Origin of the sequence: Sorangium sp. KYC3313, assembly GCF_052075895.1 — a bacterium.
GTDB classification, from domain to species: Bacteria; Myxococcota_A; Polyangia; order Polyangiales; family Polyangiaceae; genus Sorangium; species Sorangium cellulosum_B.
In genome coordinates, this window is record NZ_CP197255.1 from 11,888,341 (window position 1) to 11,907,016 (window position 18,676).

Here is an 18,676-nt window from a genome sequence, read left to right on the forward strand (position 1 = left end):
GGTGCGGAGGCGCGTCGCCCTCAGGGCATCGTGGTGACCCGATCGCGCTTTCCGAGCTGGACCGCGGCGTAGAGCAGATAGAGCCCAGCGAGCCCGACGAGCACGTAGATGATGCGGCTGAGCGCGCTGAGCCTGCCGAAGAGCGCGGCGACCACGTCGAACTCGAACAGCCCGACGAACCCCCAGTTGACGGCGCCGATCACGACGAGGACGATGGCCGCCCACGTTAGCCCTGAGATCCCACGGTTGACCTGCTCCATGGCCCCGGCAGAAGCATGCGCCGCGCCGCGCGAGGCGTGCACCGCGCGCTCGCTGCGGCGCGACAGCGCGCCACGCTGACGCCGCCGGCTCGCCGCGCCCGTCGGGCCGCGGCGCTCACGCCGGCGTGACGTCGAGCAGCGAGGGCAGGATCGCGCCGGAGCCGCCGGTGAACACGACGTCGCAGAGGCCGGAGATCGCGCTCGGCTCGACGTTGACCTCGGCGATGAGGGCGCCGTGGCGCTTGGCCATGGGGACGAAGCCGGCGGCGGGGTACACCACGGCCGACGTACCGACGACGAGCAGGAGATCGCAGCCCTCGACGCCGGCGGCCGCCGCGGCGAGATCGCTCTCCTGGAGGGCCTCGCCGAACCAGACGACGTGAGGGCGAAGGACGCCGCCGCAGCCGCAGCGCGGCAGCTCCGCCGCCGTGAAGCGGCGGGCGGGGGCTTCCGGATCGGGGGAGCCGCTGCCCGCGAAGGCGGGCGTGATGGGCACGTCACGGTTCTCGGTCACGCTCCCGCACGAGAGACAGCGCACCTGCCACAGCGAGCCGTGGAGGCGCACCGGGCTCCGGGAGCCCGCCTGCTCGTGCAGGCCGTCGATGTTCTGGGTGATCAGGGTGAAGACCCCGCCGGCCTCCCGCCACCGCGCCTCCAGCTGCGCCAGCGCGTGATGACCCGGGTTCGGGGCGCAGCCGAGGGCGCGCTCCCGGCGGTGATTGTAGAACTCCCAGACGAGGCCCGGATCGCGCTGCCACGCCTCGGGCGAGGCGAGGCTCGTCGCCTCGTACCGCCGCCACAGCCCCCCAGCACCGCGGAACGTGGGGATACCCGACTCCGCCGAGACGCCTGCGCCGGTCAGGACGGCGATCTTCCTGGCGCGGCACAGGGTGGATTGGAAGCGCTCGCGGCTCGTTTCGCTCATCACGGACCCCTGAGGGAGGATAGATCGAGAGGGAGGCGGGCGGAGGACCCGATCCGAGCTCCCGTCGATTTCGGGTGTAAGCCGGCCGAGACGACCGCGTTTCCCTGGCACTCGGACGCGCCGAGCCCCGCCACGGCGGGCCCCGGCCGCGAGCCCCTTCGCCGGCTCGCCGGACGACCGGCGACACGCGGCGTTCACGCAGCGAAAGCGGCGAAGGGCCCGTCTCGCCCGTGGAAAACACACGATGGGGCAGCCGCGCGTGCGGCCCCCGCAAGGACCTGTGTGTGGCGCTCGGCGATGGCCGACCCACGAGGACGTACAGCAGGGATCCGCCCTCGCGATCCCCTTCAAGGAGGACACCTCATGCGCACCCGGCCCCTCGATCTCGTCGCCCCCGCCCTCGTCACCGCGCTGCTCATCGGCTGCGGTGGCGCCACGCCTGCCCCCACGGCGGCGACCGCATCGGCCGCGCCGACCGAGGCCGCCGCCGGGCAGCCGATGCAGCCGGAGTTCGACGCGCCGCAAGACGAGGGCCGCACGTCCACCGCCAGGCGCGAGGAGGCCGCGGCGAGCGACGCGGTCGACCGTGACGCCGCGCCCGCGGAGGCCGCGCCGCCGCCGGCCCCGCCCGTGGCGGCCGCCCCCGTGGCGCCCTCGCCGGCCTCGCCGGGGTCCGCGCAGCCCCGGGCGACCAAGGCGGGCGCCGCGCGCGGGGCGGACGCGCGCATCCAGGTGACAGGCGGCGCGCCGGCGCCCAAGAGGGCGCCCACCCCGGCGGCGACCGCCGTGGCGCGCCCCGCGCCCCCGCCCCCGGCCGTCGCCGTCACCGCGCCCGAGCCCCAGGGCAGCGAGACGTACCGGGACTACGGCGTCAACCCGGTCGAGGACCCCGCGAAGGACCGGCTCTCGACGTTCGCGATCGACGTGGACACGGCCTCTTACGCCATCGCGCGCCGCAAGATCATGGATGGCGCGCTGCCCCCGTATCAGGCCGTGCGCGCCGAGGAGTTCCTCAACTACTTCGATTACGGCTACGCGTCGCCCGCGACAGGCCCGTTCGCCGTGCACCTCGCGGCCGCGCCCTCGCCGTTCACGTCGGGCCACCACCTCGTGCGCGTGGCGGTCCAGGGCAAGCGCGTGCCGGTCAAGGAGCGGACCCCGGTGCACCTCGTGTACCTCGTCGACACCAGCGGTTCGATGCACTCGCCGGACAAGATCGAGCTCGCGAAGAAGAGCCTGAAGATGCTCACCGACACCCTCAAGCCGGGGGACACCGTCGCGCTCTGCACCTATGCGGGCAGCGTGCGAGAGGTGCTCGCGCCGACCGGCATCGAGAGCAAGGGGAAGATCCTCGCGGCCCTCGCCGACCTCACCGCGGGCGGCTCCACCGCCATGTCGAGCGGCATCGATCTCGCGTACAGCCTGGCCGAGCGGACGCTCGTGAAGGGGCACGTCAACCGCGTCATCGTGCTCTCCGACGGCGACGCGAACGTCGGCCCGACCTCCCACGACGAGATCCTGAAGACGATCAAGCGCGCGAGGGACAAGGGGATCACGCTGTCCACCATCGGCTTCGGCCAGGGCAACTACAAGGATCTCATGATGGAGCAGCTCGCCAACCAGGGCGACGGCAACTACGCCTATATCGACAGCGAGGCGCAGGCGCGGCGGGTCTTCTCCGAGCAGGTCGGCGGGATGCTCCAGGTCATCGCCCGCGACGTGAAGATCCAGGTCGAGTTCGACCCGAGCTTCGTCAAGAGCTACCGGCTCATCGGCTACGAGAACCGCGACGTGGCCGACCGGGACTTCCGGAACGACAAGGTGGACGCCGGCGAGATCGGCGCAGGGCACAGCGTGACGGCCCTCTACGACGTCGAGCTCAAGGCCGCCGCGCCGAAGGGCGAGGGCGCGGCGCCGATCGTCGTGCGCCTCCGCCACAAGGCGCCGCTCGGCTCGAACACGGCCGAGGAGACGCTGGTCAAGATGGCCCCGGGCGCCATCGCCCCCACCTTCGACGCGGCGCCGGCCGACCTCCGGTTCGCGTCCGCGGTGGCAGGGTTCGCGGAGGTCCTGCGCCACAGCCCGCACGCGCGCACCTGGAGGCTCGCCGACATCGAGAAGATCGCGAGGGCCGCCGCGTCCAGCAAGGGCGATCAGCAGGAGTTCATCGGCATCATCCGCCGCGCCGGCGCGCTCGCCAATGGCAAGACGGACGCCGTGGCCGTGAACGCCGACTGACGCGCGCGCCGCCTCGTTCGTGGTATGCGGCGGTGATGGGATTGCTCGCGATCTGCGGCTCGATCACCGCCGATCTCATCGGCTACGGCCCGCGGCTGCCGCGCCCCGGCGAGTCGGTGCTGGGCCGCCGCTTCCTCGTCGCGCCGGGCGGCAAGGGCGCGAACCAGGCGGTCGCGGCGGCGCGCTCCGGCGCGCGCGTGCGGCTCGCGGGCGCGCGCGGCGACGACGCGCACGGCGAGCTCTGCGCGGCCGCGCTCGCCGCCGACGGGGTGGAGCTCTCCGCCGTGGCGGTCCACCGCGGCGCGACGACGGGCGTGGCCCTGATCTGCGTCGACGAGGCCGGAGAGAACCAGATCCTCGCGATCCCCGGCGCCAACGCGCTCGTGACGCCGCCCTCGCCGTGCGGGGCCTCGGTCTGGCTCTGCCAGGGCGAGATCCCGGCCGCGGCGATCGACGGCGTGCTGGCGGCAGCGCGGGCCGACGGCGCGCTGTCGATCTGCAATCCGTCGCCCGTCAACGCCATCGATCCCGAGCTCGTCGGCCGGTTCGATCTCGCCGTGGTCAACGAGCTCGAGCACGAGGCGCTGCGCGGTCACCTGCCGGAGCGCGTGGTGCTCACGCGCGGCGCGCGCGGCGCGGTGCTGCTGCCGTCGGGCGAGGAGCTCCCCGCCCTGCCGGCCCGCGCAGTCGACACGACGGGCGCCGGGGACGCCCTCACGGGCGTGCTCGCCGGCGGGCTCGCCTCCGGGATGGCGATCGAGGCCACACTCCGGTTCGCGATCGCGGCGGCGGGCATCTCGGTCGAGCGCGAGGGGTGTCAGACATCGTATCCGACGCGCGCCGAGGTGGAGCGCCGCCTCCAGCGCTCCACGGTTCCGTGACGGCCTCTCCTCCCGGCGTCCCAGGGCACCTCGCCCATCACGCGCCCTCGCGGTGAGCGCCGCGCCTCCGGGACATGACGCTGCACCTCGCCTGCAAGGAAGGCTATCCTGGCGGCATGACGAACTTTCGCGGGCCTGCGATAGCAGCGCTCGTCAGCCTCTCGGCCTGCAGCGTCCAGGAGCGCAACTTCGCGGGCGCGGGCGGGTCGGGCGGCGGTGATGGCGCCGGGACGACCGAACATTCCAGCGCGAGCGCCGGCACGAGCGCGACGACCGGCACGAGCGCGAGCGCCGGCACGAGCGCGAGCGCCGGCACGAGCGCGGCGACCGGCTGCACGCAGGTCGAGGATTGCTTCAATGGGGGCGACGACGACTGCGACGACGCTGTCGACTGCGCGGACTCGGACTGCGCGGAGGGCGCGGTCTGCCTGACGGCACCCACGAACTTCGAGCTCGGCGTCGTCGTGGACGCGGCCGAGTCGTGCCCTGACGGGTTCACCGCGAAGGAGACGCTCCTCTTCCGCGGCCTCTCCGGCAGCGGCTGCGAGGGCTGCGGCTGCACGCCGAACCCCACCGACTGCGCGGCGGATCTCTACCTCTACGCCGACGAGTCGCAGTGCGAGGCCGACGCGGCCGGGACGCGCGGCACGCTCGCGAAGCGGGTCGGGTTCACGTGCGACGCGAAGCCGATCAACAACGGGTTCGTCGACTGGGGCGGCGTGCGCGCGAGCCTCTTCGACGTGATCCAGAGCTGCACCGCGACCGGCACGGCGATCCCCGCGCCGGCGACGTGGAAGGAGTCCAGGAAGTTCTGCCACGCGAGCGGCGGCGTGGGCGTGGGCTGCGGCGCCGGCGAGGCCTGCGTCCCGAGGCAGGCCTCGCCGGCGACGCAATGCGCGCTCGTGTCCGGCAGCGCCACCTGCAGCGGCTATGCGCGGCGCGAGAGCGACTGGTTCCGGGGGTACAACGACACCCGGACGTGCTCGTCGTGCTCGTGCACCGCGAGCGGCGGCGACTGCAACTACGTCCGCGTCGAGCTCGGCAACGACTACAGCTGCTTCGATCACGCCCAGATCTCGCAGGGCGGGCGGTACTGCGGGTACGCCTACTCGCCCCCGGCTCACCTCGTCGGCACGCCGACCAGCTCCACCTGCACCGCGCGCACGAACCTCAGCGGCTCGCTGGATCCCACGGGACAGTCGACGCTCTGCTGCGTCGAGTAGCGGATGCTCGTGCCGCGCGCTCGCAGGCAGCTCCTCGCCGCGCTCTCGGCCGCCGCCGCGGCCGGCGCGCTCGCGGTGGCCGGCTGCGCCGAGCCCGCCGCGGTCCGCGCCGCGCCGGCCTCGCCGCGCAGCGCGGCGTCGACCGGCGCCGGCGACGCGTCCTCACCCGCGGGCCCCCCGGCGGCGCCGGCGGCGGGCCCCGAGCGCCGGGCCAGCCTCCAGTACCACCTCAACGATCGCGCGTTCCCCTCGCCGCTCATCGACGCCGTCGTGGCGGGCCAGCCGGCCGTGCTGATCGTCGACACCGGCGCCTCCCACCACGTCCTCGCCCGCTGGCTCGCCGACGAGCTCGCGCTGCCCCTCTCGACCGCAGGCGACGTCGCCGTCGACCACGCGGGCAGGCCCCTCGCGGTGTCCCGCCTCGAGGACGCGAGCCTCGCGCTCTCCGGGTGGGGCCGGGTCGAGGTCTCCGCGCTGCTCGTCGTCCGCATGCCCGACGTCCTGCAGCGCATCGGCATCGGCGGCGTCGTTGCGCCTCAGGAGCTCGCGGGGCCGGGCCGCGCCGTCGTGCTCGACCTGCGCGAGGGCCGGATGACCGAAGCTCCGCGCGACGAGGCCGCACGCGCGCTCCGGGCGCGGTTCGGCGAGGCCGCCATCGTGGAGCTCGCCCGCTGCGGCGGACCGAACCAGGGCAGCGAGCTCACCGCGAAGGCGAGCGTCGAGGGGATCGCCGTCACGCTGAAGATCGACTCGGGTGCATCGCAGAGCTCGCTCTTCGCCGTCTCGCCGGCCGGCAAGAAGCTGTCGCGCCGGGCGACCGGCGATCGGAGCGCCTACGCCGCCTCCGGCAAGCACACCGTTCCCGTCCTTTCGGGCGCTCGCCTCCGGATGGCGGGGTTCGACGCCGCCGCGGAGTTCGATCTTCTTCCCGGCGAGCGGCGGGCGACCTGTCCGTCGGACGGATTTGCCGGCATGGATGTGCTCCGCGCCTGTGTGCTGGTGCTCGCCGAGGACGGCGGCGTCGCGGCCTGCGCCCCGCGGTGACCCGGTGAAGGACCGCGCGACGCGCGTTCGGCGCGAGCGCGGCGCGTGATCGACGAGGCGCCCCGCGGCAACCGCGGCGCGGTCAACGAGGCGCCCCGCGGCACCCGCGGCGCGATCGGCGCCGAGCCAGCGGGCGGACCGCCATGCCTCAGCGGAGGCGCGATGCGTCGTGGTAGAAGGGGCGCACGCGTGGACGCCTCTGTCGCCGCAGCGGGGGAGAGATCCGTTCCTCCGCGAGTCCGGGGCGCCCGCGGCGCTCGGGAGGCATCATGACGACAGGTTTCGAGTTCTTGACCCAGGACGACGAGCGGCTGCTGCTGGAGAAGTCGAGCTGCGTCACCTACCGACCGGGCGAGCAGATCCTCGAGGAGGGCTCGCGAAGGCAGGGCATCTTCATCGTGCGCAGCGGCCTTGTCGGGGTCGAGGTCGCCCATCTCGGGCGCGGCGTGGCCCTCCGCCAGCTCGGCCCCGGCGCCATCTTCGGCGAGATGTCGTTCCTCGAGAGCGCCGCCGCGAGCGCCTCCGTCGTCGCCCGCGAGGAGTGCACGCTCGACGTCATCGAGGGCCCGTATGTGCACTCGCTCCTCGCCTCCGTCCCCGGGCTCGCGGCGCGCTTCTACCAGTCGCTCGCGATCATGCTCGCCCAGCGCCTCCGCGAGAACACCGCGATGCTCCCGCCGCTCCTCGTCGAGGACGTGCCGCAGGTCAACCGCTTTCACGCCGCGAGGACGGGCCAGGCCGGCACCAACAACATCCCTCCGAAGCTCATCGACACGGTCGAACAGTTCAAGTTCGAGATGATGATCGCCGACAGGATGGTGAAGGAGGCCAAGCAGCCCGAGGCGGAGATCCAGGAGAAGGTGAGCGCCGCGTGCCAGACCATCGTGTCTGCGCTGCGCGAGCACATCGAGCGCGAGCGCCACCTCGAGAAGGGCATCGGCGCCTATGTCTTCCGCGAGACGTTCTCGCTCTTCATGCTGAGCCGCACCGTCGACCGGTGTTACACGAAGCCGCGCGGCTACGCGGGCGACTTCTACACCATCGAGATGATGTACAACGACGAGCCCGCGGGCGACGGCCGGCTCGGCCGCTTCATCGACCAGTGGGGGCTCGCCATCGACGCCTGCCGCGCCGTCAAGAACCGGAGAGGCGTGCTGAGCCGCGCGCTCCGGGACGCCTGCAGCGCGCACGCGTCCGGCCCGGTCCACATCACCAGCCTCGCGAGCGGCCCCGCCCGGGAGCTGTTCGACCTCTTCGCGGACGGGGGCGAGCTGCCCGACATCAAGGCGACGTGCATCGATATCGACAACCAGGCCCTCGCCTACGCGGCCGGCATCGCCGACCAGCTCGGCGTCATGGACCGCTTCAGCTTCGCGCAGGACAACGTGGTGCGGCTGGCGCACGGCCGCGGCAGGACGGTGCTCAAGCCCCAGCACATGATCTACAGCATCGGGCTCACGGACTATCTCCGCGACGATCTGGTCGTGAGCCTCCTCAATTGCATGCACGACAAGCTCCTCCCCGGGGGCGTCGCGGTCGTGGGCAATTTCGGGGTGAACAACCCGAGCAAGGCGTTCATGGACCACGTCCTCGAGTGGGAGCTGATCCACCGCAGCACCGATGATCTCAGGACGCTGTTCGCCCGCTCGAAGTTCGGGAGCACCCCCGTGGAGGTGGTCGCGGAAGAGGCGCAGGTGAACCTGTTCGCCTTCTGCACCAAGTGGTGACTACCGGAGCCAGCGCACCTCGTATTCACACGTGGGGTGTCCCTCGAAACGACACTTCGTGTGGAGGCTCTGCCCGCCTCGCGCGCCCGAGAGCCGGAGCGCGTTCTCCTGCCACGCCGGCACCGCGTCTCTGCAGATCTGGCGCCCCGGGTCGGACTGCGGGTCGACCCCCAGGTAAAGTATCAGCCGGAAGAACCGCTCTCCCTCGGCGAGGGGCGCGAGCCGGCCGCCGTTGAAGTACATGCCCCACATCACGCCGGCCTGCCGCATGACGAGCGCGGGCGTGCCGAGCTTGAGCAGCACCTTGTGCGCGAGCGTCAGGTCCTGCTCGGCCACGTAGGCCGCGAGATCGCGGATGACGCCGGACCGGTTGGGCCACCGCGAGATCTCGTCCGCGATCGCGTTCCAGACCGAGATGGGATACCAGCTGTGCGCCGCGAGATCGGGCGCCGTGAAGACCGCCCGCGCGGCGGCGGGCAGCTTGGCGTCGAGGGCGGACATGGCCTGGCTCCCCCACCGCGTCTGCAGGTAGGTCCTCGTGTGCATGAGCGCCGACCCCCGGATCTTCATCGCCAAAGCCGCCCGTCCAGGATAGATGCACCCGGGCGGTTGGGGCCAGCGTGGCGCGCTGCGGGCCGCCGCGCACGCGCGCGCACACGCCGACGATCGCGCGCGAAGGCCCCGCGAGCCCGCCTCCCGCGGCGCACGAGCGCGCTCACTGCAGGCGCTCGGCGGTCGGAGCCGGCGGCGGGGCGTCGCCGGAGCCCTTCGCCCATCGCGCCTGCGCGGACGCGTCGAGCACGGCGCGCACCGCCTTCGCGAGCTGCGTCGGCGTGTACGGCTTGGCGAGGAAGTGGGCGACCCCGTCGAGCAGATCGGTCTGGAGGAGGGCGTCCTCCGTGTAGCCCGAGGCGTAGAGCACGGGCAGCGGGGCGCGCGCGCGGGCGAGCATCGCCGAGAGCGCGGGGCCGCGCGCGTCCGGCAGGACCACATCGCTCACGAGCAGGTGGATGGGGCCTGGATAGGCGGCCGCGAGCGCGATCGCCTCCTTGCCGCTCCGCGCCGCGAGGACCGAGTAGCCGAAGGAGCGCAGCGCGGCGACGCAGAGCTCGCGCACCTGCGCCTCGTCCTCCACGACGAGCACGGTCTCCACGCCCCCGACGGCGGCCGCGGTCGCCCTCGCAGGCTGCTCGCAGGGCACGCCGCGCACGCGCGGGAAGCAGATCGTGAAGCGCGTGCCCTGGCCGGGGGCGCTGGCGAACCAGATGTGGCCGCCGTGCTGCTTCACGATGCCGTGGCACGTCGCGAGCCCGAGGCCCGACCCCTTGCCCGGCTCCTTGGTCGTGAAGAACGGCTCGAACACGTACTTCTGGACGGCGTCGTCGATGCCCTGCCCGGTGTCGGTGACCGTGAGCTCCACGTAATCTCCGGGCTCGATCTCTGGCCCCCACTCCCCGTCGCCCGCGCCGAGCGCCCTGTTCGCCGTCTCGATCACCAGGCGGCCCCCGCCGGGCATCGCGTCGCGCGCGTTCACCGCCAGGTTCATGAGCAGCTGCTCGAACTGCCCCCGATCGATGTGGATGGGCCAGATCTGGCTCCCCGGCAGCACGACGAGCTCCACGTCCTCGCCCACGAGCGGGCGGAGGAGCGGCTCGACCCCGAGGATCAGCGCGTTCGGGTCGACCACGCTCGGCTGGATCAGCTGCTTGCGCGCGAAGGCGAGCAGCTGCCGCGTGAGCGCCGCGGCCCGCTCCGCGGCGGTGCCGATCTGCGTGAGGTGCTCGGCGACGGGCGACGCCGCCGGCACCTTGCGCACCGCGAGCTCCCTGTGCCCGAAGATCGCGGTGAGCATGTTGTTGAAGTCGTGCGCGACCCCGCCGGCGAGGCGCCCGATCGCCTCGAGCTTCTGGCTGTGCAGGAGCTGCTCCTCGAGGCGCCGGCGCTCGGTGATGTCGAGGCTCGTGCCGACCAGCCCGGTGATCGTCCCGGCGTCGTCCATGACCAGCTGCGCCGCCATCTGCACGTGGCGCAGCTCCCCGCTGGACGGGCGCACGACGCGGCACTCGACGGGGCTCGCGATGCCGAGCGGTGACGCGGTCTCCGCGCCGCCGAAGACCCGGTGGCGATCCTCGGGGTGGATGAGGCCCGCGAAGAGCTCGAACGTCGGGCGCACCGAGGGATCGACGCCGAGGATGTGGTAGAGCTCCTCGGACCAGCAGATCGTCCGCGACGCGATGTCGTAGGACCAGCTGCCCACGTGCGCGATGCGCTGCGCCTCCTTCAGCATGCGCTCGCTGCGGCGGAGCTCCTGCTCGGCGCGGCGGCGCTCGGTGAGGTCGACGACCGCGCCGAAGAAGCGCGACGGCGGCCCCGCCCCCTCGACGAGGGGCAGGCTGCTCAGCAGGCATTCCCGCACCGTTCCATCCCGGTGGCGCACGCGGAACGCGATCGCGCCCGACCCCTCTCCTGTCTCGTTCGCCAGCTGCAGGCCGGCGTGCAGCCGCTCCCGGTCGTCGGGGTGGACGGCCTCGAGGAAGGTCTCCGTCGAGGGCGTATCCGTCTCGGGATCGCGGCCCAGGATCCGGAAGAGCTGCCGCGACCAGATGATGCTGCTCTGGCCGAGCTCCCAGAGCCAGTTGCCCATCTGCGCGGCCTGCTCGCCCTCGTCGAGCCGCCGCCGCGCCTCCTCGACGAGGGCGGAGCCCCTCGCGCTGCCCGGATCTCTGGCCGGCGCGTCCGGGCCTCCGGCGGCGGCGGCGACCCGACCTGGCGCGCGGGCGTGGGCCAGCTCCCGCTCCAGCTCGGCGACGCGCGCGCGGAGCGCGTCCAGCTCACGGCTCCCAGCGGTGCTCATGGCCGTCCCGTTCCTCGCTGGGGCAGAGCGGTGCTCATGGCCGCCCATTGTATGCCGCGGGCGGCCCGCCGGGGACCGTTTGTCACGCTAGCTCCGCCGGCGCAGGAGCAGCGTTCGCGTGATCTCCACGACCTTTTCCTTCACCCTGCCGTCGGCCTTGCCGAGCTCGGGCGTGAACAGGTCGGCGCCCTGCGCGATCAGGGCGCGCGGCGGCGTGTTCTTCACGCCGACGATCCGGAAGGTGACGCTCCCGGCGCCGCTCCTGGCCTCTTCCCTGGCGATCACCTTCGACGCGGCGAACAGCGTGTCGCCCGCGAGCACGCCGCTCGGGTGCGCCCCCTCGTCGAGGCCGAGGTCCCAGACGCCGCACCCGGCCGTGTCGCGGCTCGAGAGCGCGAGCACCCAGGACAGCACGAGCCCCCCGTGGACGACCCGCGTCTTCGCGAAGGAGCTCGACCTGGAGTACTGCTCGTCCACGTGCAGGGGGTGGGAGTTGCGCAGGAGGGTCGCGAGCTGCATGTGCTCGCTGTCCCCGATGGTCCTGCCGACCTCGTGGGTGATCACGTCGCCGACCTCGAAGTCGTCCCACGCGCAGGCGAAGCCGCCCTGGCGCGCCGGCGGAGGCAGCGGGCCGTCGAGCTCCTCCGGCAGGCGCGCCGGCGGCGCGTCCGGCTGCACGACCGCGTGCGGTGCGTCCGCGGGGCGCTCCGCGACGCGGCCAGGGGGCACGAGCGCCTTGCGCTCGAACGAGCAGACGAGCAGCCCGTCCTGGTTCACCACCTGGGTCCTCACGTGCACGACGCCCTTGTCCCCCGTCGAGACCGGCTTCTTGCCGAGGACCAGCGAGCTCGCGCGCAGCGTGTCCCCCGGGTAGCAGGCCGCCGGGAACCGGACGTCGGTGTACGCGAGGTGCGCGATCGCCTGCTCGCTCACGTCGTGCACGCTGAAGGAGATCCCGAGGTTGAGGAGCAAGAGCGGGCTCACCGGCCTGTCCCTGAGCCCCACCGACCGGGCCGCGACGCGGCTGGCGTAGGTCGGGATCGCGTCCTGGAACGAGGCCGCGAAGAGCGCGAGCATCCCCTCGTCCACGGTGACGTCCCAGGGGTGGGCATACACCGCGCCGACCGTGAAATCGTCGAGCTTGCGGCCGTAACGAGGAGAGCGGACGCGGACCATCGGTCCGCGCGATCATGGCACAGGCGCGCTCGGCTGACGACGGCATGCGCGCCACGCCTGCGCCACGCCTGCGCCGCGCCTGCGCCGCGCCTCCCGCGCCACGCCTCCGCGCACGCGCTCGCCCGCTGGCTCACGCGCCCGGCCGCCCGGCCGCGCCCCCCCTCTGCTCGTGCCCCCGCGCAGCGGCGCGCCGCGGCGGAGCGCGCCTCAGGGCAGCGGCCCTTCGAGCAGGGCGCGCGCGATGCCCTGCGCGAGCACCTCGTGCGGGCCCAGCTGGAAGAAGAGGCTGCGGGCGTCGAGCAGGAGCCGCGCCGCGGTCGAGCTCTCCGCGTAGCCGCTCGCCCCGTGGATCTGCATGCAGGCGTCGGCCGCGTCCCAGGCCACGCGGCTGGAGAAGAGCTTCGCCATCGCCGACGTGAGCTCGCACGGCTGCCCCGTGTCCGCCACGTGCGCCGCGGCGCGCGTGAGCTGCCGCGCGGCGGCGACGCGCGCGATGAGCCCTCCGAGCCGGTGCGCCACGCGCGGGAAGGAGATGAGCTGCGACCCGAACTGCACGCGCGTCTTCGCCCGCTCGAGCGCGAGCTCCAGCGCGGCCTGCGCCACGCCGACGCCGCACGCGGCCGCGTAGGTGCGGCCCGTCACGAGCGCCCGCTGGATCTGGGCGATCCCCTCGCCCTCGCGCTCGCCGAGCAGGGCCTCGCGGCCGATCTGGAGCCCCTCGATCCGGAGCTCGTAGTGCCCCATGCCGCGCTGCCCGAGCGCCCGCAGCTCGGTCCCGGCGATCCCGGCGTCCGGGAAGTCGGCGCCCGGCGCGCCGCGCCGCTTCGCGATGACGAAGAGGCTCGGCCCGAGCGGCAGCTGCCCCTGTCCTCCCGGCGTCGTGGTCCTCGCGAGGGTGAGCACCAGGTCGGCGCGGGACGCGCCGGTGACCCACGCCTTCTTTCCGATGAGGACGTAGCTGCCGTCGGTCTGGCGCTCGGCGCGCGTGACGACGCGCGCAAGGTCCGACCCGTACGCCGGCTCCGCGAACGCGAGGGCGCAGCGCGCCTCGCCGTTCGCGATGCGCGAAAGCCAGGTGCGGCGCTGCAGGTCCGTGCCGGATCGGGCGAGCAGGTCCGACGCGATGGAGGCCGTCATGGTGAGCACGCCGAAGCCGAGCGAGCCGCGCGCGAGCTCCTCGACGGCGGTCGCCATGGCGGCCACGCCGAGGCCGTCGCCCCCGTGCTCGGGCGCGGTGGCGAGCCGGAACACCCCGAACTGCCCCATGCGGCGGACGATCGACTCGGGGATGAGCCCGTTGCGGCGGTGGATCTCGGGGGCGAGCGGCTCGACGAGGCGCTCGACGAAGTCGCGCATGTTGTGCCGGATCCAGCCGATGCGCTCGTCCTCTGCGCCGGCGCTGGCGGGGATGCCCTGCTCGGCGGCCGCGCGCGCGATCGAGGCGACGGCGGCGCCGGCGCCCGCGTCGCGCGCCCACGCCGCGACCGCCGGGTGGCCGATCGCCTTGGCGACCTCGTCGTCGCGGAGCTCGAGCTCGCCGAGCGGCGCGACCTCTCCGCCGCCCAGATCGACGCCGCCGCGCAGCGACAGGAGCAGCGCCCCTGCGTGCGCCTCGGCGATGGCCCTGGCCTCCCCGCCCGCCTCGCAGGCCCAGCTGGCGAGCGAGCGGCAGGCCTCGATCTCCGCGTAGAGGTGGGCGAGCGCGTGGGCGGCGACCTGGTGTCGATCGAGCAGCATCCGCGACACGTGCAGCGGCACGGCGGCGGCGCCCGCCCGGACGAAGCTCGCGCTCCTCGGCGCACCCCGGAGGGCGGTGCCCACCGCGCTCCCGACGTCCACCACCCGGTCGCGGAGGCGCCCGCGCGCGACGCGCGCGAGCTGCTCGGCGGAGGTGATCGCCTCGCGCATCCCCCCGGGACTGTCGGCCTCGAGCTTTCGAGAAACGATCGTGGCGTGTTGCTCCCGAATCGCCCTCATCCCCCAATCCCCCCGCTCGCGGACTATGACCCACGCCTCGCTTCACGGGACGCAGGACACAGCGCCTTTGCACCGCGCCACAGCCACGCTCCCCGCGGCAGACGCGGAAAGGCCTGCCGAGGATGCCACCCCAAACCGCGTTCGTCGAGCCTGGGCGCAGCCCCACTATCGCCAGGCGACAGCGCATTAAGGCCCTCCCTGAATTTACCTCGTTTCTGGCTCACGTCGGTTCAGATCGGTTCACGTCGGTTCACGTCGGTTCAGATCGGTTCACGTCGGATTCACACGTTCCGTCCCGCGACGCGCAAACAACACAGCTCCACTCCCACCCATCAGTCTCAGACGTCCCGAGCCCCCCGACGGCCGCCCCGCATCGGACGTACGTCGGGCCGCCCGAGCCGTCACATGGAGCTCACGGTCGGCAGCGCCGCCGAAGGCCCCCTGCAGACCCGGAGGAGCCTGTCCCCCAGCTCGACCGCCCACGACCGCACGTCGTCCGCCCGCGGGCACTGCGGCACCGCCTCGACCGCGTCCTGGATGAGCCGCTGCAGCAGCCGGGTCGTGCCGGAGAGCCCGAGCTCCAGCGCCGTGTTCGGGCGCCCGAGCGCCCCGTCGCGCCCCGCCGGCTTGCCCATGTCCTCCGGCTTTCCGACCAGGTCGAGCACGTCGTCCGCGACCTGGTACGCCTCGCCGATGCGCTGCCCGAGGTCGCCCCAGGCGGCCCCGTCCTGGCCAGCGGAGAGCGCGCCGAGGGTCGCCGCCGCCTCGAAGAGCGCGCCTGTCTTCGCGCGCCGGTAGGCCGAGAGCGGGACCTTCGCCTCCGACTCCCACGCCTGCCCGGCGATGATCCCCTGCGGCATCCCGACGCCGCCCCCGAGCACCTCGAAGAACCGGACCGCCCTGCGCGCGTCGGTCACGCCGCTCGCCATCGCGTGGAAGGCGCCGCGCGCGAGCGCCTCGAAGGCGAGCACGATGAGCTGATCGCCGGCGAGCACCGCGATCGGCTCGCCGAAGGCCCGGTGGACCGACGGCCGGCCGCGCCGGATCGACGCGTCGTCGAAGCAGGGGAGGTCGTCGTGGACCAGCGACGCGCAGTGGATGAGCTCCACCGCCGCCGCCGCGGCGTCGGCGGCCTCCGGCGCGGGATCGCCGTACGCCGAAGCGACGGCCAGGCAGAGCCGCGGCCGGATGCGGGCGCCTCCAGGGAAGACGGCGTGCTGCGTCGCGGCCAGGAGCCCGGGCGGCGACGCGGGCGAGGAGAGCGGCTCGATGGCGGCGAGGAGGACGCGCTCGATCCGGCGATCGAAATCCATGGGGAGCGAGTCTTGGCGACCCTCAGGGGCTTGTCAACAGTTTGAACATTAGTTAAACAAAGTATAGACAAACTACCTCCGACGCGTACACTCCGACCATGGCGGACAGGAGAGATCGCGTCGTGGTGATCGGCGGGGGGATCGGCGGTCTGACCTCGGCCGCGCTCCTTGCTTCGAGCGGGCTCGACGTGGTGCTACTCGAGCGGGCGCCGCGCGTCGGCGGAAAGATACGCGAGGTGGTCCTCGGGGACCGCCGCGTCGACGTCGGCCCGACGGTGCTCACAATGCGGTGGGTCTTCGACGAGATCTTCGCGTCGCTCGGGCTCCGCTTCGGAGACCACGTGCCGCTCCGCCGGGCCGGGACGCTCGCGCGCCACGCCTGGCTGGACGGCTCGACGCTCGACCTCTTCGCGGACGTCGAGCGCACCGCGGACGCGATCGGCGCGCTCGCGGGGGCGCGGGAGGCGGACGGGTACCGCCGGTTCTGCCGGTACGCGCGCGAGATCTTCGACGTGGTGGAAGCGCCGTTCCTGCGCGCCGAGCGGCCCACGCTCAAGACGATCGCGACCACGGCGGGCAACCTGGGCCTCGGCGGGATGATGAAGATCGACGGGCACCGCACCCTCCACCGCGCGCTCGGCGACTTCTTCGCGGACGCGCGCCTCCGGCAGCTGTTCGGGCGTTACGCGACCTACTGCGGCTCGTCGCCGTACCTCGCGCCTGCGACGCTGAGCGTCATCGCGCACGTGGAGCGCGAGGGCCTCTGGCTCCCCGAGGGCGGCATGCGCCGCGTCGCCGAGGCGCTCGCCGCGGCGGCGACCCGCGCCGGGGCGACGCTGCGTTGCGGCGCGCACGTCGCAGCCATCGAGGAGGGCCGCGGCCGCGCGACGGGCGTCGTGCTCGAGGGCGGCGAGCGCGTCGAGGCCGACGCCATCGTGCTGAACGCCGACCCGGCGGCGCTGCGGGCCGGCCTGTTCGGCCAGCGCGCCGCCCGCAAGGCGCCGGGGAGCGAGCCGCGCTCGCTCTCGGCCGTCACCTGGGCGCTCGCGGCCGAGGCGAGCGGCTTCCCCCTCCTCCGGCACAACGTCTTCTTCTCCGGCGACTACGAGGCCGAGTTCCGCGCGCTGTTCGACCGCGCCGAGCTCCCGCGCGACGCCACGGTCTACGTCTGCGCCGAGGACCGCGGCGACGCGCCGGCGCACGAGCCCGGCGGGCCCGAGGCCGGGGCGCGCCCGGGCGCCGAGGGAGGCGGAGAGCGGCTGTTCTTCATCCTCAATGCGCCTGCGACCGGTGATAAACACACCCCCTCATCCACGGAGATCCACGAATGGGAGCAGCGCGTGTTCCAGCAACTGCAGCGGTTCGGCCTCTCGCTGAAGAGCACGGGCGCCTCCCCGGTGGCGACGACGCCGGCGGACTTCGAGCGGATGTTCCCGGCGACGGGAGGCGCGCTGTACGGGCCGGTGTCCCACGGGTGGAGCTCGACCTTCGCGCGCCCGGCCTCGCGCTCGAAGCTCCCGGGCCTGTACTTCGCCGGCGGGAGCGCGCACCCGGGGGCGGGCGTGCCGATGGCGGCGCTGAGCGGCCAGCTCGCGGCGCGGAGCGTGATGGAGGACCTCGCTTCGACCTCGAGATCCCGAGCGGCGGCTATGCCTGGTGGTACCTGGACGCGGTGAGCGACGACGGGCAGAGCGCGATCACGATCATCGCGATGCTCGGGAGCGTCTTCTCGCCCTACTACGCCAAGGCGCGATCGCGCGGCGCCGCGGATCCGCTCATGCACTGCGCGATGAACGTCGCGCTGTACGGAGCGCGCGCCGATCGCTGGGCGCTGACCGAGCGGCCGCGGGGCGCGGTCTCCAGGTCGCCGCGGTCGCTCGCCATCGGACCGAGCCTGATGGAGTGGTCCGGGGGTGAGCTCCGCGTCTCCTTCGACGAGATCACGGCGCCTCTGCCCTCCCGGCTCTCGGGCACGGTGCGCCTCCGCCCGTCCGTGCCCGGGCCCGCGGCGGACGGCGCGCACGATGGCGTCGCCCTGGACGGGCGGGGGCTCCACCGCTGGACGCCGATCGCGCCGATCGCGCGGGCCGAGGTCGAGCTCGCGCACCCCTCGCTGCGCTTCTCCGGCAGCGCCTACCTCGACACGAACGCCGGCGACGAGCCGCTCGACCACGCCTTCGAGCGCTGGACCTGGTCGCGCGCGCTCGGCTCGGACGGGATCGCCCTCACCTACGACGTCCGGCGCCGCGACGGCACGCGCATGCTCCTCTCGCCCGCGTTCGACGCGGCGGGCGGCGCGCGCGAGCTCCCGCCGCTCGCCCCGCGGCCGCTCGGCGACACGCGCTGGGGCATGGCGCGGGAGATCGCCGCCGACCCGGGGTCCGCGCCGCGGCTCCTCCGCACCCTCGAGGACACGCCGTTCTACGCGCGCTCCCTCGCGGCCGCGACGTTCGGCGGCAAGCCGGCGACGGTCGTCCACGAGGCCCTCTCGCTCGATCGCTTCGCCAGCCCCTGGGTGCAGCTCCTGCTGCCGTTCCGCATGAGGAGGGCGCGATGACGCTCGCGATCTGGATCGGCACGGCGCTCGCCGCCTTCGCGATCATGGAGGTGTGGGCCGCGCTCCTCCACGGCAAGGTCTGGCACCACGCGCTCTGGCGCATCCACCGCTCCCACCACACGAAGCGGCGCGGCGCCTTCGAGCAGAACGACGCGCTCGCGTTCCTCCACGCCCCGATCGCCGCCGGGCTCATCATCTACGGCTGCGACGGCGCGCCGGGGCCGCTGCGCGAGGCCGCGTTCGGCTTCGGCCTCGGCATGACCGCCTTCGGCCTCGCCTACGTCCTGGTCCACGACGGGCTCGTCCACGGGCGGCTCCCGGTCTCGGGCCTCGCGCGCGTCCCGTACCTCGCGCGCGTCCGCGACGCGCACCGCGTCCACCACGGCACCGGCGGCCCGCCGTACGGCCTGTTCCTCGGGCCCCTCGTCCTCGCGCGGCGCGCCGCCGCGGGCGGCCGCGTCCAGCGCGCCGCGCAGCGGGCGCGATAGAGCGGCGCTCAGC

Annotated in this window: 15 protein-coding genes; 8 read left to right on the forward strand and 7 right to left on the reverse strand. The window is 73.7% G+C overall.

What is annotated here, in order from left to right; all coding sequences use genetic code 11:
- Window positions 1-20 precede the first annotated feature (20 nt).
- Both ACSRUE_RS45260 and ACSRUE_RS45265 read right to left on the reverse strand, forming a co-directional pair.
- On the reverse strand, window positions 21-260 hold the full coding sequence (locus tag ACSRUE_RS45260; protein WP_441288979.1) for a DUF378 domain-containing protein: 240 nt from the start codon (window positions 258-260) through the stop codon (window positions 21-23).
- A gap of 115 nt (window positions 261-375) precedes the next feature.
- On the reverse strand, window positions 376-1,185 hold the full coding sequence (locus tag ACSRUE_RS45265; RefSeq protein ID WP_441288980.1) for an SIR2 family NAD-dependent protein deacylase: 810 nt from the start codon (window positions 1,183-1,185) through the stop codon (window positions 376-378).
- Window positions 1,186-1,548: 363 nt separating this feature from the next.
- Here ACSRUE_RS45265 and ACSRUE_RS45270 point away from each other — a divergent pair, with 363 nt between their 5' ends.
- The 5 genes from ACSRUE_RS45270 to ACSRUE_RS45290 all read left to right on the forward strand — a co-directional run bounded on the left by ACSRUE_RS45270 (window position 1,549) and on the right by ACSRUE_RS45290 (window position 8,298).
- The gene (locus ACSRUE_RS45270) at window positions 1,549-3,423 is read left to right on the forward strand and encodes a vWA domain-containing protein (protein ID WP_441288981.1); all 1,875 of its coding nucleotides are present in this window, start codon (window positions 1,549-1,551) and stop codon (window positions 3,421-3,423) included.
- Window positions 3,424-3,458: 35 nt separating this feature from the next.
- On the forward strand, window positions 3,459-4,304 hold the full coding sequence (locus ACSRUE_RS45275; protein ID WP_012233229.1) for a ribokinase: 846 nt from the start codon (window positions 3,459-3,461) through the stop codon (window positions 4,302-4,304).
- 116 nt (window positions 4,305-4,420) lie between these two features.
- Window positions 4,421-5,527: a hypothetical protein gene (locus ACSRUE_RS45280; RefSeq protein WP_441288982.1), complete on the forward strand. Its 1,107-nt coding sequence runs from the start codon at window positions 4,421-4,423 to the stop codon at window positions 5,525-5,527.
- Between the two features lie 3 nt (window positions 5,528-5,530).
- A complete protein-coding gene (locus ACSRUE_RS45285) occupies window positions 5,531-6,571 on the forward strand; it encodes a retropepsin-like aspartic protease (protein ID WP_441288983.1) in 1,041 nt (346 codons plus the stop codon).
- 269 nt (window positions 6,572-6,840) lie between these two features.
- Window positions 6,841-8,298 carry a cyclic nucleotide-binding domain-containing protein gene (locus tag ACSRUE_RS45290; protein WP_437761710.1) on the forward strand — a complete coding sequence of 486 codons (1,458 nt, stop codon included), beginning with the start codon at window positions 6,841-6,843 and terminating at the stop codon, window positions 8,296-8,298.
- Here the strand turns inward: ACSRUE_RS45290 and ACSRUE_RS45295 are convergent, their stop codons facing one another.
- The 5 genes from ACSRUE_RS45295 to ACSRUE_RS45315 all read right to left on the reverse strand — a co-directional run bounded on the left by ACSRUE_RS45295 (window position 8,299) and on the right by ACSRUE_RS45315 (window position 15,618).
- Window positions 8,299-8,868, reverse strand: a complete 570-nt coding sequence (locus tag ACSRUE_RS45295; RefSeq protein ID WP_193790775.1) for a hypothetical protein — start codon at window positions 8,866-8,868, stop codon at window positions 8,299-8,301.
- Window positions 8,869-9,013: 145 nt separating this feature from the next.
- Window positions 9,014-11,152, reverse strand: a complete 2,139-nt coding sequence (locus tag ACSRUE_RS45300; protein WP_437761711.1) for an ATP-binding protein — start codon at window positions 11,150-11,152, stop codon at window positions 9,014-9,016.
- 87 nt (window positions 11,153-11,239) lie between these two features.
- On the reverse strand, window positions 11,240-12,328 hold the full coding sequence (locus tag ACSRUE_RS45305) for a MaoC family dehydratase (protein ID WP_441288984.1): 1,089 nt from the start codon (window positions 12,326-12,328) through the stop codon (window positions 11,240-11,242).
- Window positions 12,329-12,535: 207 nt separating this feature from the next.
- Window positions 12,536-14,305 carry an acyl-CoA dehydrogenase family protein gene (locus tag ACSRUE_RS45310; protein WP_441288985.1) on the reverse strand — a complete coding sequence of 590 codons (1,770 nt, stop codon included), beginning with the start codon at window positions 14,303-14,305 and terminating at the stop codon, window positions 12,536-12,538.
- 401 nt (window positions 14,306-14,706) lie between these two features.
- On the reverse strand, window positions 14,707-15,618 hold the full coding sequence (locus ACSRUE_RS45315; RefSeq protein ID WP_437863441.1) for a polyprenyl synthetase family protein: 912 nt from the start codon (window positions 15,616-15,618) through the stop codon (window positions 14,707-14,709).
- Window positions 15,619-15,716: 98 nt separating this feature from the next.
- Between ACSRUE_RS45315 and crtD the strand changes: the two genes are divergently transcribed.
- The 3 genes from crtD to ACSRUE_RS45330 are packed head-to-tail and all read left to right on the forward strand — an operon-like array spanning window position 15,717 to window position 18,663.
- Window positions 15,717-17,294, forward strand: a complete 1,578-nt coding sequence (crtD, locus tag ACSRUE_RS45320) for a 1-hydroxycarotenoid 3,4-desaturase CrtD (protein WP_441288986.1) — start codon at window positions 15,717-15,719, stop codon at window positions 17,292-17,294.
- Window positions 17,291-18,175, forward strand: coding sequence for a carotenoid 1,2-hydratase (locus ACSRUE_RS45325; protein ID WP_437744088.1), 885 nt, complete (start codon window positions 17,291-17,293; stop codon window positions 18,173-18,175). The genes crtD and ACSRUE_RS45325 overlap by 4 nt, the downstream gene beginning before the upstream one ends.
- Window positions 18,172-18,663 carry a beta-carotene hydroxylase gene (locus ACSRUE_RS45330; protein ID WP_437761717.1) on the forward strand — a complete coding sequence of 164 codons (492 nt, stop codon included), beginning with the start codon at window positions 18,172-18,174 and terminating at the stop codon, window positions 18,661-18,663. The genes ACSRUE_RS45325 and ACSRUE_RS45330 overlap by 4 nt, the downstream gene beginning before the upstream one ends.
- Window positions 18,664-18,676: the final 13 nt, after the last annotated feature.

Bases quoted from the DNA above. Each gene is read 5' to 3' on its own strand.
- ACSRUE_RS45260 (WP_441288979.1), bottom strand. From the start codon at position 260: ATGGAGCAGGTCAACCGTGGGATCTCAGGGCTAACGTGGGCGGCCATC.
- ACSRUE_RS45265 (WP_441288980.1), bottom strand. From the start codon at position 1,185: ATGAGCGAAACGAGCCGCGAGCGCTTCCAATCCACCCTGTGCCGCGCC.
- ACSRUE_RS45270 (WP_441288981.1), top strand. From the start codon at position 1,549: ATGCGCACCCGGCCCCTCGATCTCGTCGCCCCCGCCCTCGTCACCGCG.
- ACSRUE_RS45275 (WP_012233229.1), top strand. From the start codon at position 3,459: ATGGGATTGCTCGCGATCTGCGGCTCGATCACCGCCGATCTCATCGGC.
- ACSRUE_RS45280 (WP_441288982.1), top strand. From the start codon at position 4,421: ATGACGAACTTTCGCGGGCCTGCGATAGCAGCGCTCGTCAGCCTCTCG.
- ACSRUE_RS45285 (WP_441288983.1), top strand. From the start codon at position 5,531: ATGCTCGTGCCGCGCGCTCGCAGGCAGCTCCTCGCCGCGCTCTCGGCC.
- ACSRUE_RS45290 (WP_437761710.1), top strand. From the start codon at position 6,841: ATGACGACAGGTTTCGAGTTCTTGACCCAGGACGACGAGCGGCTGCTG.
- ACSRUE_RS45295 (WP_193790775.1), bottom strand. From the start codon at position 8,868: ATGAAGATCCGGGGGTCGGCGCTCATGCACACGAGGACCTACCTGCAG.
- ACSRUE_RS45300 (WP_437761711.1), bottom strand. From the start codon at position 11,152: ATGAGCACCGCTGGGAGCCGTGAGCTGGACGCGCTCCGCGCGCGCGTC.
- ACSRUE_RS45305 (WP_441288984.1), bottom strand. From the start codon at position 12,328: ATGGTCCGCGTCCGCTCTCCTCGTTACGGCCGCAAGCTCGACGATTTC.
- ACSRUE_RS45310 (WP_441288985.1), bottom strand. From the start codon at position 14,305: ATGAGGGCGATTCGGGAGCAACACGCCACGATCGTTTCTCGAAAGCTC.
- ACSRUE_RS45315 (WP_437863441.1), bottom strand. From the start codon at position 15,618: ATGGATTTCGATCGCCGGATCGAGCGCGTCCTCCTCGCCGCCATCGAG.
- crtD (WP_441288986.1), top strand. From the start codon at position 15,717: ATGGCGGACAGGAGAGATCGCGTCGTGGTGATCGGCGGGGGGATCGGC.
- ACSRUE_RS45330 (WP_437761717.1), top strand. From the start codon at position 18,172: ATGACGCTCGCGATCTGGATCGGCACGGCGCTCGCCGCCTTCGCGATC.